Origin of the sequence: Shewanella sp. JNE2 (assembly GCF_023159115.1) — a bacterium.
In the GTDB taxonomy this organism is placed as follows: domain Bacteria; phylum Pseudomonadota; class Gammaproteobacteria; order Enterobacterales; family Shewanellaceae; genus Shewanella; species Shewanella putrefaciens.
The window spans coordinates 431579-451708 of record NZ_CP096169.1 but is presented as its reverse complement, the minus strand read 5'-3'; the positions used below and the strand labels follow the sequence as shown (position 1 = coordinate 451708).

The following is a 20130-nucleotide window of genomic DNA, read 5'->3' as shown; positions in this document are numbered from 1 at the left end:
AAATCCGCTAACTGAATGTAATAACGCGATAATACCGCTTTTAGACATTAAACACAGCCCTATCGACCTTGACCAAACAATATCGCTACGTTAAATTAGCTTACAGATGTACGCTCAAATGCGAATTTTGGAAACCCATAATGAAAAAACCCCCTATTATCTGGCTTAATGTTAGTTTGTTTGCTGTGACCTTTCTCTGCGCGGTCATTCTTGTTCCATGGCGAGGCATAGTTCACGGCTATGGTGCCAGTGAGTGGATAGCTTTTATTGTCCTCGCCTTTGCAAGCGGGCTGTCAATTACGGCGGGGTATCACAGACTATGGTCCCATAAAGCCTATAAAGCACATCCTACTGTGCGCTTTATTTATGCACTTGGCGGCGCCTTAGCTTTACAAAACAGTGCATTACATTGGGCATCGGATCACCGAGTTCACCATAAGCATGTTGATGATAACGATAAAGACCCCTATTCCGCGAAAATGGGATTCTGGTACAGCCATATCGGTTGGATGCTGCGTGAATACCAAGCACAGCGTTATCACGATTATCAAAATGTGCGCGATTTGCAGAATGACCGTATCGTTATGTGGCAACACAAACACTATTTGGCACTTGTACTGTTAATGAACATTGGTCTGCCTGCATTTTTAGGTTGGCTCAATGGAGATGTTATCTCAATGCTATTAATGGCTGGTTTGCTGCGTTTAGTGGTGGTGCATCACTGCACTTTCTTTATCAACTCTTTGGCCCATGTATGGGGCAGCCAGCCCTATACGGATAAAAATACCGCACGAGATAATGGCTTTCTGGCTATGTTGACCTACGGCGAGGGTTACCATAATTTCCATCATATCTTTGAAAATGACTATCGTAATGGCATTAAATGGTGGCACTACGATCCAACCAAATGGTTGATTAGATCATTGTCTTGGTTTGGATTAGCGAAAGATTTACGCACTAGCCCACAAGAACGTATCGAGAGTGCGCGTTTGCAGATGCAACTGCTACAGACCAAAAATAAAGTAACCCATCTGCCAAATGCCGATGAAATTATTGAAAAAATCCAAGCGGAGTATGAGTTATTAAAGCTGCACTTAATGGATTACTATCAAGCACAAAAAACCTTGCTTGAGGCCAAGCGTAAGCAACTTGTCGATCAGCAACTATTGCAACAAGTTGAAGAGCTAAAGGCACGTTTCTTAGTCCAGCAAAAACATTGGCGCAGCCTGACCGCAACTTATAGCTAAGCCACAATTCTACCCGAAAGTCATACGGCCACCTTGCATGGTGGCCGTATCTGATTATGATGATGCCCTAATCACTTAAATAGGCTGTTGAGATCATGTCAGATTCCCCAGTTACACTCCCAGAATCAATCAAGCTAACAGAATATAGTCATGGCGCAGGTTGTGGCTGCAAAATATCCCCTAAAGTGCTCAGCACTATCTTAGCCTCGCAATTACCTGTATTTACCGATCCAAATCTGCTGGTTGGCAATCAGAGCCGCGACGATGCTGCAGTGTACAAACTCAATGATGACATAGGCATCATTAGCACTACCGATTTTTTTATGCCAATTGTTGACGATCCATTCACCTTCGGTCGTATCGCAGCGACCAATGCGATCAGCGATATTTATGCCATGGGCGGCACGCCTATTATGGCGATTGCAATTTTAGGTTGGCCAATCAATAAACTACCCGCAGAAATCGCACAGCAAGTGGTCGATGGCGGCAGACAAGCCTGCATGGAAGCGGGGATCATGCTAGCCGGTGGTCATAGCATAGACGCACCCGAACCTATTTTTGGTCTCGCGGTTACCGGGCAAATTACCTTAAGTGATTTAAAACAGAATGATACCGCTAAAGCCGGCGATCGTTTATATCTCACTAAACCTATCGGCATTGGTATTTTAACCACAGCGCAAAAACAGAAAAAACTCCGCGATGAAGATAGTCTCATTGCGGTCAATGCCATGTGCCAACTCAATACTATAGGCGCGACCATTGCAAAAATTAGCGGTGTAAATGCCCTGACCGATGTCACAGGTTTTGGACTGGCGGGACACTTACTCGAAATGTGCCAAGGCGCCAACCTCACTGCGAAGCTTAAATTTGATGCAGTGCCATTGTTACCACGCGCCTTAGATTATTTGGCCTTAGGTTGTGTTCCTGGCGGAACTCACCGTAATTACGACAGTTATGGCGAACATCTCCCTGAACTCAGCGAGCATCAAAAAGCGATACTGTGCGATCCGCAAACCAGTGGTGGTCTGTTAGTTGCTGTCTCGGCAGAAGCTGAAGCGGAATTAATCGCCCTACTCGATGCGAACCACATAGCCCCAATCTGCATTGGGTCACTGGAAACACCGACCACTCAAGCGAATGTGGTGTTGTGCTGATGCCAAGCGCTATTATAGCCGCAGAGCAATATCGAGAAATTTTCCTCAACCAACATCCCATAATGGATGTGCGAGCGCCCATAGAGTTTACTCGAGGTGCGTTTCCCAACTCGACCAACTTGCCCTTGATGCTGGATAGTGAAAGGGAAAAGGTCGGGACTTGTTATAAGCAATTTGGTCAGCAAGCCGCGATTGCACTAGGCCACTCACTGGTGAATGGTCCCATCAAGCAACAGAGAATCGAGGCTTGGGCTAGCTATGTTAAAGCCAATCCTAATGCTTACCTTTATTGCTTTCGCGGCGGCCTGCGCTCGCAACTCACTCAGCAATGGCTCAAAGAAGCGGGTATCGAAGTCCCCTATATTCAGGGTGGCTATAAGGCCATGCGCCAATATCTGATTGGCGTGATTGAAGCGGCACCGACTCAACAGCCGTTATTGAGTTTGAGCGGGATGACGGGCTGCGGTAAAACCGATTTTCTACTACAGCGTAAAGAAGCGGTTGATCTTGAAGGAATCGCTAATCACAGAGGCTCTAGTTTTGGAAAGAATATCGACCCACAGCCAACGCAGATTAACTTTGAAAATCAACTCGCCATTGCCTTGCTACAGCACCAAACAAGTGGCACGGCGTGTTTACTGCTCGAAGATGAAAGCTTCCTGATTGGGCGTTCGGCGCTGCCACAGACATTTTACAATGCCATGCAAGCCGCTAATGTTTTAGTGCTAGAAGAGTCGGATGATGCGAGGCTCGAACGCTTACGCTATGAATATGTGCATAAAATGTATAGCGGCTTCTGTGAGCGCCTAGGGCCGGAAGCAGGTTTTGCGGCTTTCAGTGAATATCTATTACAGAGTTTAGTGAGCATTCGCAAACGTCTAGGCGGAAAACAACATCAAGAACTGCAAGATTTGATGCAACAAGCCCTCGATCAGCAAATTAACCAGAATGACACTTCGCTGCACTTAGTCTGGATAAACCTGTTATTGCACAAGTATTACGATCCTATGTATCAATACCAATTACAGAAAAAATCCGAACGTGTTCTTTTTAAAGGCTCACATCAAGCGATGCATGAATGGTTGGATAGTTATCAAACTCGATAAATTACCCACGCATAAATGAGATAACCGCGAACATTAGATCCGCGGCTATCACTTTATTTCATGCCTTAACGAATTTAAGACTTGCCCAGCAGGCTCGCCACTTGGACTCTCAAAGATTCCTTATTCGCAAGCTTACCATCGACGGCATCCGTTAAATCCACCGACACCCTTGACCAAAAACGCTTGGGCATTTTAGCCAAGGCATGTCCGCCCTTGTGGCTAAAGTAAGATCCCCATAATCCGTGCAGCGCCATAGGAATGACTGGCACTGGATCTCTGGCCAAAATCTTATCAATTCCAGGACGAAAATCGCCAAGTTCACCGTCAGGTGTGAGTCGACCCTCAGGGAAAATACATACCAACTCGTCATTGGCGAGCGCTTCATGAATCGCCTCGAAGGCACGATTATAGGTCTCTTCACTTTGCTTAGGTGAACAGATAGGGATCACTCCAGCGTGGCGGAACAAATACTTCAACAGAGGGATTTCACTGATCGATTTATCCATTACAAAGCGAATAGGCCGTGTCGATGCCCCCATAATAATCAATGCATCCACATAACTCACATGGTTACAGACTATGATGCCAGCCCCTTCCTTCGGAATTTTATCGCGACCTGTCACTGTCACTCGATACATCACATGACTGAGTAAGTAACTGATAAATCGTTGTGTAAATTCTGGTACTTGTGAATAAACATAGAGTGCGACCACAGCATTCATCACAGCGAGTAGCAGGAATAACTGTGGAATAGTCCAACCTACAACGCCCAGCAATAGCATAGACAACAGTGCCGAAACTACCATAAACAATGAATTCATAATGTTATTGGCGGCAATCGCCTGAGCACATTCGCCCTTAGCTGACCGAGATTGAATAAACGCATACAGAGGGACGATAAACAAGCCACCGCTAACGCCAATCATAAAGAAATCTAGCATGACCCGATAATGCTGTGACTGAGCGATAAAGGTTTTAAATCCATAAACAACACTTACATCAATCGGTGCAGGAGGAATTGCCCAAAGCAAGTCCACACCAAATACTGTCAGTCCCAAAACCCCAAATGGCAGTAAACCCAACTCAACATGACCAAAGGAAAAGCGCTCACAGATAAAAGAACCAACAGCAATACCGATGGAAAACATTCCCAATAATAGCGAAACAACCGTCGCGCCCGAGTGCAAATATAATTTGGCAAAGTTTGGAAATTGAGTCAGATAGGTCGCGCCTAAAAACCAAAACCAACTGATAGCGAGGATAGCCATCCAGATTGAAGGCGTTTGACGGGCTTTTTTGATGCTACGCCAAGTGCCCGATAACGGCCTGAAACGTATTTTTTCGATGACGCCCTGCGGGGGTAATGCAGGAATCGCTCGGCTCGATAAATATCCTGCAAAGGCTAATACAGCAACAGTAATCGCCGACCAAAGCGTACCGTTTTCATCAGAAACCAAGATCCCCGCACTCAAAGTGCCCACCAGAATCGAGAGAAAAGTGCCCATCTCAACCCAAGCGTTGCCTGTGACTAACTCGTCCTCTTTCAACGCTTGGGGTAACAAGGAATATTTAACCGGACCGAAGTATGCTGACTGGCTACCCGTTAAAAATAACAGTAATAACATCATCATGTAGCTCTCACTCAGAATCGCAATCGCGGCGCTAAACATGATGATGACTTCGAGTAGTTTCAATCGGCGAATGAGTTTAGCCTTATCCATATTATCGGCGACAACACCCGCATGGGCCGAAAAGAGGAAAAATGGCAAAATAAACACCCCAGCCGCCAAGTTCACAAACATATCGACGCTTATGGGTAGGTCTTTCACTTGGCTAAAGGTCACTAATAACAGCAACACATTTTTATAGATGTTGTCATTCAATGCGCCTAAGCACTGAGTCGCAAAATAGGGTAAAAAACGTTTTGTTAGCAGCATGATAGTTCCTTCTGGTAACCCATTCCTTGTAAATAAGCTTGTACGTGACTCTCAAGTAAATCCCGCAGTGATAAGGACGCAGCGAAGAGCTTATTATCGAGAGACAGAGAGGTCAGCCCATGAATTCCCCCCCATAATACCCGGCTCATACTGAGATGCTGCGCCTGCGTAACCTCGGGAAATAGTTGCGCCAATTCACACTCAATCAGAGTAAATAGTCCCGCAATCAATTGCCCTTGCGATTCAGGCAAGGGTTCAGAATCGAGTAATTGCAATTCAAAAACTAATTTGAAAGCCTGACGCTGCTCATGGGCAAATTGACTATACTCCCACGCCATTGCAATGATTTTACCTAAACTATCGGCAGCGCAAACCTCCGCTAATCGAAGGTGTAATGCCCGCAGAGTTGCCTCTGAAACGGCCAGTAATAAATAGTTGTAGCTGCCGAAAATATTGATCAAGGTACTAGGGACATAACCAATTTGGCTGGCCACTTTGCGTAAGCTAAGCCCCGCAACACCTTGATCTATCAGTAACTCAGTTGCCGCTTGTATTGCCATAGCGCGAATTTCATCATGGCTGTGTTCTTTTCGTCTGGCCATAGGTCTCATCCCCTGTTGAATAGCAAGAGACTAACAGCAGTCAAAATAAAAAACAACGTTCAAAATAAGTTTGTTTTACGTACAGAAGAGGGTAAATAATGAAGGATACTATTGAGGATGATAGATAAAGATAGGTACTCGAATTAGATTCCCTCAGCAAGCCGAACGGGATCCGTGGGATTACATCGTCTAAAAGAGCATAAAAAACGGCGCGCTCTGTCAGCATACCGTCCATTATTTTGATTTAAAAATCACTCTTAATTCAAAGGTGATTTTTATTTGAGGATCATCTTTGGTTCAAAGATAAGCGCGCAATTTAAGGCCTGCGATAAGTCATCACCACTCTATCTGCACCAGCGCCAAAATAATCGGCCTCAAAAGTTGAATCAATGAAACCTAAATGCTGATATAAGCCATGGGCAGGGTTACTCGGATCAACGGTTAAACACACCCGCTCAACATGGGCTGGCAACTTAGCTAAACATTGTTGCATCAAACGTTTACCTAAACCCTTACCACGAGCACTTGCACTCACTGCGACAGATAATATCCACATGCAGTTAGGATCGCTACTCTGGGCACAGAGCAAATAGCCTTGTAGCTGATTATCTGCATCCACGGCCACTAAAAATTGCTCTGGCCAGCAATCAAATCCCTGACGGAAGAAAAAATCGGGATAGCTGTGCTCGCCAAAAATGGCCTGTTCGAGCTGATAAACCGCGAATAACTCTGACTTTAATACCGGACGTATAGACTGCATTTAAAAATTATTCACCAATTAAAATTTTATCCCACTCTAAGTTGGGTGCACCAACGACGATGAAGTTAGGGTTTTCTAAGCTCTCACGCTCATTGTAGGTTAACGGTTGCAACTCAGTATCCATCAGCTGACCGCCCGCTTCCTCGACAATAATTTGCGCCGCGCCCGTGTCCCACTCTCCCGTAGGTCCGACGCGTACATAACAATCGGCTCGACCTTCGGCAACAAGACAGCTCTTTAGCGCAGCGCCCCCCATCACCACAAGTTCACAATATTTAGGGTGATTGAACAGTGTCAGTACTGACTGCGGATCCTGGCGGCGGCTCACCGCCAATCGTAAGGATACCTTTTCACGGTGCTCGATTTGGCGGCTACTTATGCGAACTTCCTGTTTATCAGTACGTTTATAAGCCCCTAAACCTGCAATGGCGTAATAACAGACTTGCGTCATAGGTACATAAACCACACCCATCACGGGACGATTGTGTTCCACCAATGCAATAATTACCGAAAAATCACCACTGCCGGCGATAAACTCCCCCGTACCATCGAGTGGATCAACTAACCAATAGCGCTTCCAAGACTCACGCACACTCAACGCAATATCGGCCGCCTCTTCAGATAACACAGGAATATCAGGCGTTAAGGCGGTTAATCGGTCACAAATGATCTTGTTCGCCGCTAAATCTGCGGAAGTGACAGGGGTATTGTCAGACTTCATTTCTCGCTCAAAATTACCTTTGAGATAAATGTCACGGATAGTTATCCCTGCATCGGTCGCAATCGCAATAACTTCGTCGATCAACTCTTCTGGCTTCATAACAACTCCAATCGCAAACCTCGCGAATGTTTTGCAAGCGATCATATTCTGAGCGCTTAAAAGGAAAAAGATTATTTAAGTTGTAGATGTTTCTGCACTAAAAACAACGCGCTTACGCTACGGGATTCGGAGAAATTCACATCATCGAGCAAGGTTTCCCAATCTGTAAGCGTCCAAGGTATAACATCAATTGGCTCAGGCTCATCACCTTCAAGGCGACTCTCATACAGATCTTCTGCAAGAAAAATTTGCATTTTACTGGAGAAATAACCCGGTGCGAGGCTGAGTTCTTTCAATAACGTGAGCTTATTTGCACCATAACCAATTTCTTCTTGTAATTCACGGTTAGCGGCTTCTATGGCTGATTCACCCGGATCTATCAAACCTTTAGGAAAACCTAACTCGTAATTATCTGTCCCGGCAGCATATTCACGTGCCAATAGCATTTTCCCTTGATGAATAGGCACTATCATCACAGCGCCACGATTGCCGCCCTTCATCCGCTCATATTGGCGCTCAACACCATTAGAGAATTTCAGATGCACTTGTTCAATTTGAAATAATCGACTTCTGGCGACAACTTCGGTATGTAATATTTCCGGCTTTTTCTGCCGCTGCGACATAACTGCCTCTGGATAAAGATAGCGATAAACAAATCAAGGTAAGTGACAATCTTACTATCCTATCTTTAATCTACAACCTGAATTTATAACAATACCAAAAGACAAGTCGTCATTTTTTGCCATCCACATCACGAATGACTTATACCCTCTAGTGAACTCCTTCAAAAAAACATTCAATACATCGCGAATTGTGAATAACAAAAAAGGGGCTAAGCCCCTTTTCAATGTTGTTGAAACTTAAAATTGATATCGTAGATTCAGTTGGTAACTAAGGAAGTCATTAGGCTCGATATCTACATATTGATACCCCAAGCCTACAGACCATGACTCAGTAAATTGATAGCTAAAACGCACACCCGCATACCAATCTGTACCATCAAGCGCTGTCGTTAAACGGCTATTACCCATAGTGCTGCTGATATCGGCTTGCCACCTAAACAAGCCTATGGGGACTTCAAATCGCCACGCTTCATGTTGGAGTAAAGTGAAACGTAATCCCAGCGTAACACCGTCGGCCAGTACGGGCGTCACCGCCTTGACCTGCTCATGATATTGCTCAGGGGTGAGACTTGCGCCTTCAATCCGCGCGCTGCCATTACCAAAGTCGGCATAACCTAACTCCACGGCCACCAATGGCGTCCATTGATAACCCACACTGACACCAATCGCCGTATCTGTGGTATCAACGGAAGTCACCGCGCCCGCTCCTGCTTGGGGTTGTAACACTCGCTTGCCGTTATCCACCTGAGCTTGCCCGATAAATCCTTCTGCGTACCAATATCCCTCATTCGCTGCATTCACCGGATTCACCATACCAACAAGCAGTAACACCACACTCAACAGATGCCATGCCCTGCGGCGTATCAAACCACCTGCAAGAAGCAATATTAATGCCCCTAGAGACACACTCCCTCCACCCGATTTATTGTCAATAACCACATCTTGATAGGCCTTAACGGTGACGAATACTTGCCCTGTTGCTTCGCCCCCAAAACCGTCACTAATCCGATAACTCACAGTATCTACTCCATCAAACCCTGTTTTAGGTATATAACGTAGCTTGTTCGATTCGACCGAAACCACGCCTTGCTGTGCTGTCGCACTGATTAAGGTCAGGCTATTACCATCGGGATCACTATCGTTACTTAATACATCGATTAATAAGCTTGTTCGGTCATCAGTCGTAGCACTGTCATTGACTGCAATCGGTACCACATTGCCGTTCACTATCACCGTTAACTCACTGCTTGCGGTGCCGCCCTTACCATCAGTGATGCTATAGATAAGCACATCAGTACCGACAAAATCAGTCGCAGCGGTATAACTCACATGCTGATTGGCTAAGATTGCCACGGTACCAAACTCACTGACGACCTGTGTAACGGTTAACGTATCGCCATCACTATCGGTATCGTTTGCAAGCACATCGACATCAATACTCTGATTCCAAAACAGTGAGACGGAGTCAGGATTTGCAACGGGTAAATGGTTGCCATTAAGCACGACCGCCACACCACCTGGATCGACAATCGTGCGATTAGCCACACCATCATCATCGTTCGGCCCACCATCCTCTATGGTTAACTGCACACACCAATGGCCTTCAGTTAAGCCCGGAGTCCAACGACTATCACCAGGAGGCGGGCAGAAACCTCGCTCACCTTCACTACTGGCGATACTGTTACGCGCATCCATCACAAAATCCTTCCAGCCATGTTGTGCTTGATACTTACGGTATACCGCATTAGCGGGTATAGGTGAGCGCTGTGGTAACACTAGGCTGTAACTCTGCCCTTGTTGTGGCAATCCAGTGGCGATAAAGTCGAAAATACCACCTACATTGGCCGCAATGCTGTCTGTAGCCACTTGATTAGGTTGCAGTTGTACACCACTCAGTCCTTCGATAAGGGCTGTATTCCCTAAGCGTAAACACACGCCTGCTTGCCCTTCTGCCAAGAAATACACGGGTTGTAATTCAGATTCAGGGATCACATTACAATCGCTAATGGCGTCTAAATAATCAGGGATACCATCACGATCTGCGTCACCAAAGCCTTCTTGGTCGTCAGGAATTAAGTCCCCATCAGTGTCAGCCCCCGTGAGAACAGGCAAGGTTGGCCGGACCACAAGATAGACTTTTTCCGTTGTAGAGAGTGCGGGGGAGCCATCATCAGTGACCGTCAAACTCACAGGGTAAATCCCTGGTAATACCGCAGCTGGTGAGAAGAACATGCCCTGGTTATCAGATTGCAAGTCCAATGCCCCACTTTCCCATACCGAGGTTAAACTGTCCTGCATATTGGCATCACTAATGTGCGCATCAATACGTACGTCACCGCCGTTCTGCGCAACAATCAGTTGACGCTCACCCGCTTGGGTGACCTCTAAACTCACTTTAGGTGCAATATTCGCTTCAGTTATCAGGACTTGTGTTTGATTTTTACTGCCCAGATTCAAACTAGGATCTAAGCTAATCAGCACATCTTCGTTCCCTTCAACCTCACCATCTTCTACTGTTCTAAAGGTGATCTGAGCCTCCTGACCGGAAGTCACCTCCACCACACCGCTCACTAAGTCATGGTCACTGCTGCTAGCAGAGCCTGAAACGGTATAGGGTATGGATAGAGGATAATCTGGGGCGACACCGTTCAGGTGCACAGTGACAATGACCTCATTTCCTTCACCCACAATCTGATCTTTACTTAACGAGATTAAGGGATGCACTTTGACTTTCTGGGCCTTAATCGCTTTGTTACCCTCGCTATCGACGGCTTGCCAGTAGGCCAAATAGTTACCCGGCGCAAAAAATAAACTCTGATTGACTAAGGAAACCGGCAATGCCTTACCATTGCGATCGACCGCTTTAGCAAACCCGAGTTTGACGCGGGTAAATAAGCCTGTTGCATTGACCTCAACATCATCGGGTAAGGTGATAACAGGCTGATTATCTGACTCGGCGCCATCAATAAGCACATTGACTTTGGCTGTGGAGCGTCCCTTGTTGCCATCACTGATGGTATAGCGCAGCGCCACTGGGCCGACGTATGCCTCTGGCGCGGTAAAGGTCAGCCCATCGGAAGTGATTTGCACACTGCCGATATCTGCTGCGGCGCCATCAATCGTTAAGGTATCGCCATCCACATCGGTATCGTTCTCGAGCACCGCCAGAGTATAGATATCGTTGACTGAACGTGTCAGCGTGTAAGCATCATCGACGGCTTGTGGATCATCATTCACGGGGGTGACATTAATCGTGATAATCGCAGGCTCTGAGCTCAACTCAGCATCTTTTGCAATAAAACTGAGCTGATCTGCGCCGTTGAAATCTTTCTCCGGTGTGTATAACCATACTGTCCCATGTTGCGCCAATGTACCCGACTCAGGCTGACTGACAACTTCATAGGTCAGGGGATCATTATCCACATCCTCACCCATGAGGGTGATCATCACTGAGCTATCTTCCTCCAGCGTCACGGTTGAACTTATTGCAACCGGTGCATCATTCACATTCGTCACTGTGATGGTAAAACTTTGCTCTGCCGTTAACCCATCGGTGTCCGTAACCCGTAACATCACCGGGTGCATACCCACATCAGCATTGCTCGGTGTGCCACTTAGCACACCAGAGGCAGCATTGAAGCTTAACCAGCTGGGTTTCGTCACCGCGCTCAAGCTAATGACATCACCCGTGTCTGCGTCGCTGGCAACGAAGGTGTAACTGTAGGCCACATCCTGAGTGGCTGTCGTGATAGCAACAGAGCTGATACTCGGTGCATCATTCACATTCGTCACTGTGATGGTAAAACTTTGCTCTGCCGTTAACCCATCGGTGTCCGTAACCCGTAACATCACCGGGTGCATACCCACATCAGCATTGCTCGGTGTGCCACTTAACACACCAGAGGCAGCATTGAAGCTTAACCAGCTGGGTTTCGTCACCGCGCTCAGGGTAATGACATCACCCGTGTCTGCATCGCTGGCAACGAAGGTGTAACTGTAGGCCACATCCTGAGTGGCTGTCGTGATAGCAACAGAGGTGATACTCGGTGCATCATTCACATTCGTCACTGTGATGGTAAAACTTTGCTCTGCCGTTAACCCATCGGTGTCCGTAACCCGTAACATCACCGGGTGCATACCCACATCAGCATTGCTCGGTGTGCCACTTAGCACACCAGAGGCAGCATTGAAGCTTAACCAGCTGGGTTTCGTCACCGCGCTCAAGCTAATGACATCACCCGTGTCTGCGTCGCTGGCAACGAAGGTGTAACTGTAGGCCACATCCTGAGTGGCTGTCGTGATAGCAACAGAGCTGATACTCGGTGCATCGTTGACATTCGTCACTGTGATGGTAAAACTTTGCTCTGCCGTTAACCCATCGGTGTCCGTAACCCGTAACATCACCGGGTGCATACCCACATCAGCATTGCTCGGTGTGCCACTTAACACACCAGAGGCAGCATTGAAGCTTAACCAACTGGGTTTCGTCACCGCGCTCAGGGTAATGACATCGCCCGTGTCTGCATCGCTGGCAACTAAGGTGTAACTGTAGGCCACATCCTGAGTGGCTGTCGTGATAGCAACAGAGCTGATACTCGGTGCATCGTTGACATTCGTCACTGTGATGGTAAAACTTTGCTCTGCCGTTAACCCATCGGTGTCCGTAACCCGTAACATCACCGGGTGCATACCCACATCAGCATTGCTCGGTGTGCCACTTAGCACACCAGAGGCAGCATTGAAGGTTAGCCAACTGGGTTTCGTCACCGCGCTCAAGCTAATGACATCACCCGTGTCTGCGTCGCTGGCAACTAAGGTGTAACTGTAGGCCACATCCTGAGTGGCTGTCGTGATAGCAACAGAGCTGATACTCGGTGCATCGTTGACGTTAACCACCGTTATGCTAAACGCGGGTAGACTCGCACTCAGAGTACCGTCACTGACACTGATAACAATACCATTCGTTATCCCAATATCCGCATTGGTTGGCGTGCCCGTTAACGCGCCAGTTGCTGGCTCAAACGTGGCCCATGTCGGTTTGTTGGTAATACTGAAGGTTAATGTATCGCCAGCCGTGTCCGTTGCCGTTGGGATAAAACTATAGAGTGTGTCCTGATTGATACTCAGCGCAGGCGTACCACTAATGGTGGGTGCGCCATTCGGCACGACCGCATTAGACGCCGACGAGGAGGCTCCTGTACCTACAATATTGGTTGCGCTGACGGTAAAGGTATAGCTCACGCCATTGGTTAAGCCAGAAAGAGTAATGGGGGAGCCAGCACCCGTTGCCGTTGCACCGCCAGGGTTTGCAGTGACGCTATAACCGGTAATCATTGAGCCACCGCTGAAGGCGGGTGCAGTGAACGCTATGGTTGCCTGAGCAATACCAGCGGTCGCAGTACCTATGGTGGGCACACCTGGAACCACTGGATTGACCGTAAATGTTCGGCTCACCTGAGTTGCAGCAAGGTAGCCAGCGTTGCCTGCCTGATCCGCATTAATCGTGCAGCTACCCGCCGCCACAAAGGTCAACAGGCCACCAGAAGTAATGGTACAGACACCGGGCGTAGATGAGGTAAAGGTGGGTATCAGGCCAATTGCATCGGTAGTGGCGATGAGCGTTGGTGTAGTTCCAAAGTTTTGCGCACCTGGCTGGTTGAAGGTAATTGTCTGGATTGTTTTAGGTGTAACGGAATTGGATGCAACCGACGCAGGGCCTGAGCCCGCCACGTTTTCGGCAGTGATAGTAAAGGTATAGCCCTGCCCATTGGTTAAACCCGTTATCACTATAGGTGATGCGGCTCCGTTTACCGGAGGCACATGTGCCGGATTGGTTGTCACTGTATAGCCAGTAATACTTGTACCACCGGTGTTGACTGGCGCAGTAAATGTCACACTCGCTTGGGTGTCACCAGCAACCGCAGTTCCTATCGTTGGCGCACCGGGCACAGCAGGGTTCACGGTGAACGAACGACTCACTTGCCCGGCAGGTAAGTAGGATGAGTCGCCTGTCTGGTCGGCATTGATAGTACAGGTACCTGCCGTCACAAAGGTCAACACACCGCCACTGGTAATTGTACAAACTCCGGTAGTTGATGAGCTAAATGTCGGCGTCAAACCGGAATCGGATGTCGCTGTCAGTGTCGGCGAGGTACCGTAAGTCTGGGCTCCGGGGTTGGCAAAGGTAATAGTTTGTGGTGATGCTGGTGTAATGGAATTTGAGGCTGCTGATGCTGCACTGGTACCCGCAGAGTTAGTGGCGGTTACAGTAAAAGTATAGGCTACGCCATTGGTTAAGCCATTGACCGTAATGGGCGCACCAGCCCCGCTGCCGGTTAAGCCTCCGGGGTTAGATGTTACTGTATAACTGGTAATTGCAGCACCGCCGCTACTGACGGGTGCGGTAAAGGTCACCGATGCTTGGGTATTACCCGCAGTGGCAGTGCCAATAGTAGGCGCACCCGGCACTACCACATTGACAGTAAAGTTCTGGCTGACTGTGGGGGCTGCGTTGGTACTGCTGTTGCCCGCCTGATCGGCATCAATCGTACAGGAGCCAGCGGTCACAAAGGTCAAGACACCGCCGGAGGTGATGGTACAAACACTGGTGGTGGATGAGCTAAAGCTAACAGTTAAGCCGGAACTTGCTGTGGCACTCAGCGTTGGGGAAGATCCAAAGTTTTGCGCGCCTGGGTTAGCAAAGGTAATGGTTTGCTCACCCATTGGTGTCGCCGAGTTGGAAGTACCCGATACGACACTTGTACCAACAGCATTGGTTGCCGTCACAGTAAAGGTATAGGCAGTGCCGTTGGTCAAACCGGTGACCACTATGGGTGATCCAGCACCCGTAAATGGCCCACCCGCCACTGCAGGGTTAGGGATTACCTCGTAACTATCTATGGATTCACCACCGTCATTCACTGGCGCGGTAAAGGCGACAGACACCTGACCATCGCTGGCAGTGGCTGTGCCTATAGTTGGGGCACCGGGTGCACCTGGCACGAGTGTATAGGCCGAACTCGCGGCCTGAATTCCACCATAACCATCATTAGCTGTCACTGTTACCTGCAGGTACTTTCCAGTATCACCACTCGTCAAGGTATAGCTGGCGCTGGTTGCACCACCAATTGCGGTCAGGTTAGTGCCGCTATTGTCGTCAGCACGGTACCACTGGTAGTTGTAAGTACGGCCATCACCATCGGCATCCGTCCAGGCGCCATTGGTGGTTGAAAGGGCATTACCCACGGTCGTGGTGCCACTCACTGTCGGTGCGACACTATTGACGGGGGCTGAGTTAAGAATCTGTGTATACGCCGAGTTGGCAGGTGTGGTTCCACCATTACCATCGTTGGCGGTAACCACAACGCGCAGGTATTTATGGGCATCACTGGAGGTCAGGGTGTAGCTTGCGCTGGTAGCGCCCGCGATAAGAGCCAAATTGGTGCCGCTGTTATCGTCGGCGCGATACCACTGATAGCTGTAGGTACGGCTATCACCATCGGCATCCGTCCAGGTGCCATTCGTGGTTGAAAGGGCATTACCCATAGTAGCAGTACCACTGATACCCGGCGGTGCAGTGTTTACCGGTGCTGAGTTAAGAACCTGCGTATAGGCCGAGTTGGCAGCTGTGATACCGCCGTTGCCATCATTGGCTGTAACCACAACGCGCAGGTATTTATGGGCATCACTGGTGGTCAGGGTGTAGCTGGCGTTGGTTGCACTGCCAATAGCCGCCAGATTGGTACCGCTATTATCGTCGGCGCGGTACCACTGATAGGTGTAGGTAGGGTTATCGCCATCTGCATCTGTCCAACTGCCGGTGCTGCTGGAAAGTGCATTGCCTACGGTGGCTGTGCCGGTAATGACAGGAGCGACAGTATTAACCGGGGTGGCGTTGGGTGACGCATCGCGGAAATTTTCCGCAATAATATTATCGACGCCCATCGCGTAGGTAACATCGGACCCGGTGGTTTCAACCCGGAACGAATCAATACCAACAAAAGCGGGATTGGCAGACACATCAAACGTAACCAGCAGACCGCCACCTGATGCGTTTATGACATTCTGAGTCAGCGTGGCACCTGCCACTGGCGTGCCATTTTTGTAACCCACCAATCGCACCGGTATCTCAGTGTCATCGCTGGTGCCGTTGGCTTGATCGATAATCACATCAACCGACTTTAAATCGAAATATTTATAAGTATGAGGCTTAAGCCGAATAGCTGTTATTGCGGTATTCCCGCCCATCGAACCCCCATACGCCAAATGGGTTTCACCGGTAAACACCTCGACATTAATGACGGCATCAACCAGATTATTGTTGGAGAAAACCGTAAAGTCCCAACCGCTGCCAACGATATTATCCACGGTAAAACCTGCTGCTCCTGCAGCGGACGTAACAGAATAATAATCCGTGGTACCGAAAAAGGTGCTATCTAAAGGAACTGTAAGCACTGCCGCTTCTGTTAGCAGATTCACAAGCGATGGCGACGCCTGCACATTCAACGCTGCATCCCGCGCAACCACGTAAACATCGTAATTGGTGCTTGATGCCAAACCGGAAATTACGCCCGTGTAATCCACACCCGCAGATGCCACGTTAATAGATCCACTTGCCAACGCCGCTGCACCGGAATTATTCTGTCCCGCAACGACTTGCGCCGAACTCGGCGCAGCCGCGCCATCGGCCACTACCACAAAAAATGCCGTTCCAGCCTCGTCCAGACGGACAGTCAATGTGGCACCTGCACTGTTGATATTGCTGAGGGAAGGAGTGCTGTTCTGGAAACTAGGGGCAACATCGGCAGATGCGAGTACTACAGATGCGGTGCGTGAGATACTGGCCATATCGTCGTCAACGATGACTGCGATGCTACGAGTGCCGGATGAATAGGAGCCACTCGTGTTGTTGTATTGCACAAGTGCCAATATGGTTTCGTAGTTAGCCAATGTACTGACACCGGATAATGTCATTGATGTTGTACCGGATCCACTGACGGCAATGCCGTAGCCCGCAGCCGTTGTAATTTGCCCCGCCGTTAATGAAAGTGTTTCATTACCTGCATCCAAAACACCGGAAAGTCCCAGCGTCACACCACTCACCTGAGTGTCGCCATCCGATTGACTGATGTCGATATTGGGCATAAGAGCCACAGCTGAACCTGAAAAGTTCACTGAGCTGTTATTACCGCCAGTGCCTGTATCCAAATCGACAACCGGTGCGGCACTATAAAGCACCTCATACGCACCTATATCAACCCCACCGCCACGTGGGCGATTGAAACCACGAATATCGGTTGATGGACTACCGGCAAGGGTACCCTGATTAATCGCATTCGCTGCGGTAGAAGCGAGGCGATAATCACCGCTCCCTACATTGGCAAAATTTACAGAAGAACCAATCAGATTGGTGACGCTGGTGTAGCCATCACCCGCACCATTGTTAGTATTGGCATCAGAGGCAGCGCCGTCATGAGTGTTTCCAGTGAAAATAGAATTCTGAATAGTTACCGTGCCTGCTCCGCCAGCTGGCCAACCAATGCCAGCTGAGGTAATAGTGCCCGGGTCATTGGTGCTGAAAAAATCGTTGTTGACCACCGTTGAATTGACTATTGAGACGGAACCTCCACTATTATTGGACACAAGAATTGCTGCACCAGCAATGCCGCCTGTGGCTCCATAAGTACCCGAATTATTAGCGATAAGGACATTTTCGAGCACATGATTTCCGGCGGACAACAGCCGCACAATACTCGACATCGCAGTTCCGCCTACGATGCTGCCGCTGTTATTGATAACCTGCGTATTGCGCACGACGAGTGAAGCTGTGGTGGTAGATGAATTGATGGCTGCACCTGCGTTTTCCTGAAAGATGCAGTCCTCAACGGTAATGTTTCCGCCGTTAGCACGAACGGCGCCAGCAGCCAAGTTGCCCGAAAAGTGCCGAAAATCCAGATTTCGTACGGTAAGGTTACCGCCAGCGTTGCTTTGCAATCCAGAGGACTCAGCAGCATCACGCGTACCATTATTGTTCACATCACCACTTAAAATAATGTCCGGCACCCCGTCACCATTGATATCGCCGTCAATGGTGATATTGCTGGTAACAGACAGCGCGGCAGCAGCAGACCAACGAATGGTTTGCCCGGCTAAGCTACTGTGAAAAACAATGGTGTCGCTGCCACTTCCTGCGACGGAGCCATCGACAGAAATGTCTCCATTAGCTGCTTGAATGGCTTCAACCAAAGACACCTGGCCATTTGTAACCGTAGAAGAAGCGTCCAAAGATGTGACTGTAATGGTTGCTGCCGATGCAAAAATACTACCCAACATAAAAGCCAAAGTTGCTGCACACTTAACCGGGATCGCTACGAGACGTAATGCCATGTCGTGAGTAATATTCATATTTTCCTCTATAAAAATTGGGGCACGCTTTGCTCAGTTTAGACACAAAAAAACCAAATAAAAATTAATTCAAAAAACTGACACAACCATCCACACACCAACCTACAATTGCCAAATAAACAAAAAAATGACACAAAATAACTTAACGATTTAACTGGCCATTCATGCCAATCCTGCTGCTGAAGCTCAATATCCGTTTTGTTCTGCTCAAGGAGCCAGTTTTCCAAAGCTGTTCAAACACTTGACGGATTTTGGGTACTTGTCGATTCGCGTCCAGTTGCGGATGGCGAAACAGTTGCAGCATAATTTTTTGCATCAATGCATGGGATTGATACCAAGTTTGGGGTTCTTTTTCATTTGCCCCTAACTGCTGCCAAATTAAGGCGCGAGTCGCAGCGCATTGCTCTACCGATAACACTTGCGGGATCACTAAGTAACCTTCGCGGTGCCAAAAGTCGAGTTGGGCATCGCTTAACACTATATTAGGGGGTAAGACCCCAGGCGTAACCGTTCGCGCAATACCTAAAGATAGATCTCCTAGGCGTTGATTTATAACGCCAATATCTTCCGCCGTGAGCTTAGTGGCCTGCAGTATCAGCTTGATAAATGTCTGTAGATCGTCATTTTGGTATAGGGCCTTTAGCCCCGGCTCTAGACCAATACCACAGAGATCCAGTAAGGCTTTATCCAAAAGCCATTCATGGGCAAGTTGAGGGAGAGACTCGCCGCCTTTCTGTAACTGCACTTTTTGCCATAGGCGCAGTAAATGATAAATACCACCGCCCCCTAAATCCTCACTCGAGACTAAAACGGATTTCTGCAACAGGGTGTTAGCAAATGTGGCTAACGCTTCCACACTTAAAGATGATCCTGCTTCACACTCTAATTTCTGCTGCATTCACTAAATCCTTTAGCCAAGTATTCACTTCGCAATCAATCACTAAATTGATGCGTGCTTCCTGCCCTTTATTTTCAACCCAATGAACTTGATCGGCATTGATATACCAAAGCTCTCCCGCCTGCATTGGAACGCGCTTATCATCCACATAAAAATTTAACTGTGCATTCGTTTGCAGCGGCAAGTGCAATCTCGCCTCGCCATACTCAAGAGAAAGCCCTTTATCGCTATGGGGTTTAATTTCAGCCCCAGCATGCAAACGCATTAAACGTACCGATTTAACAGGACAACCTAAGGACTGAATAAAGCTTAAGAGCGCAGGACTAGACTCAAGACAAGGCAAATTACGCCAATCTTCGGCCGATGATATAGAGAAGGCTTGCAAGATAGGATGGGTCCCTTGATACTCAGCGGCACAGCGCAGGACAAGAACATCCCAACCGCCCTGATAATCACGTTGATTAACATGGGGCAACCAGTCTTGTTGCAACAATGCATTAAGTTCTACTAGTATCTGGTGGGTATTTGAAATATGAGCAAGCAAAGCAAAAGAGTCGATATCCATATCTAACGGCTGTG

11 protein-coding genes are annotated in these 20130 nt (G+C 48.2%); 3 read left to right on the top strand and 8 right to left on the bottom strand.

Features of this window, described 5'->3' with window-relative positions:
- Positions 1 to 140: 140 nt before the first annotated feature.
- From MZ182_RS02095 to mnmH, 3 genes are all read left to right on the top strand, one after another.
- Entirely contained in the window at positions 141 to 1247 is a 1107-nt protein-coding gene (locus tag MZ182_RS02095; RefSeq protein ID WP_014609720.1) for an acyl-CoA desaturase, read from the top strand.
- A gap of 95 nt (positions 1248 to 1342) precedes the next feature.
- On the top strand, positions 1343 to 2401 hold the full coding sequence (selD, locus tag MZ182_RS02090; protein WP_248068901.1) for a selenide, water dikinase SelD: 1059 nt from the start codon (positions 1343 to 1345) through the stop codon (positions 2399 to 2401).
- Positions 2401 to 3507, top strand: coding sequence for a tRNA 2-selenouridine(34) synthase MnmH (mnmH, locus tag MZ182_RS02085; RefSeq protein ID WP_248068903.1), 1107 nt, complete (start codon positions 2401 to 2403; stop codon positions 3505 to 3507). Before selD ends, mnmH begins: the two co-directional genes overlap by 1 nt.
- A gap of 74 nt (positions 3508 to 3581) precedes the next feature.
- Here the strand turns inward: mnmH and MZ182_RS02080 are convergent, their stop codons facing one another.
- The 8 genes from MZ182_RS02080 to MZ182_RS02045 all read right to left on the bottom strand — a co-directional run bounded on the left by MZ182_RS02080 (position 3582) and on the right by MZ182_RS02045 (position 20116).
- Positions 3582 to 5444, bottom strand: a complete 1863-nt coding sequence (locus MZ182_RS02080) for an MFS transporter (protein ID WP_248068916.1) — start codon at positions 5442 to 5444, stop codon at positions 3582 to 3584.
- Positions 5435 to 6046, bottom strand: a complete 612-nt coding sequence (locus MZ182_RS02075; protein WP_248068919.1) for a TetR/AcrR family transcriptional regulator — start codon at positions 6044 to 6046, stop codon at positions 5435 to 5437. Before MZ182_RS02075 ends, MZ182_RS02080 begins: the two co-directional genes overlap by 10 nt.
- Before the next feature lie 316 nt (positions 6047 to 6362).
- A complete protein-coding gene (locus MZ182_RS02070) occupies positions 6363 to 6806 on the bottom strand; it encodes a GNAT family N-acetyltransferase (RefSeq protein ID WP_248068933.1) in 444 nt (147 codons plus the stop codon).
- 7 nt (positions 6807 to 6813) lie between these two features.
- Positions 6814 to 7626: a 3'(2'),5'-bisphosphate nucleotidase CysQ gene (gene cysQ, locus MZ182_RS02065; protein ID WP_011790925.1), complete on the bottom strand. Its 813-nt coding sequence runs from the start codon at positions 7624 to 7626 to the stop codon at positions 6814 to 6816.
- A gap of 71 nt (positions 7627 to 7697) precedes the next feature.
- Positions 7698 to 8249 carry an ADP compounds hydrolase NudE gene (gene nudE, locus MZ182_RS02060; protein WP_011790926.1) on the bottom strand — a complete coding sequence of 184 codons (552 nt, stop codon included), beginning with the start codon at positions 8247 to 8249 and terminating at the stop codon, positions 7698 to 7700.
- 237 nt (positions 8250 to 8486) lie between these two features.
- On the bottom strand, positions 8487 to 18653 hold the full coding sequence (locus MZ182_RS02055) for a putative Ig domain-containing protein (RefSeq protein ID WP_248068936.1): 10167 nt from the start codon (positions 18651 to 18653) through the stop codon (positions 8487 to 8489).
- Positions 18654 to 18795: 142 nt separating this feature from the next.
- A complete protein-coding gene (locus MZ182_RS02050) occupies positions 18796 to 19551 on the bottom strand; it encodes a hypothetical protein (RefSeq protein WP_317246818.1) in 756 nt (251 codons plus the stop codon).
- The gene (locus tag MZ182_RS02045) at positions 19529 to 20116 is read right to left on the bottom strand and encodes an aspartyl/asparaginyl beta-hydroxylase domain-containing protein (RefSeq protein WP_248068939.1); all 588 of its coding nucleotides are present in this window, start codon (positions 20114 to 20116) and stop codon (positions 19529 to 19531) included. Before MZ182_RS02045 ends, MZ182_RS02050 begins: the two co-directional genes overlap by 23 nt.
- Positions 20117 to 20130 lie beyond the last annotated feature (14 nt).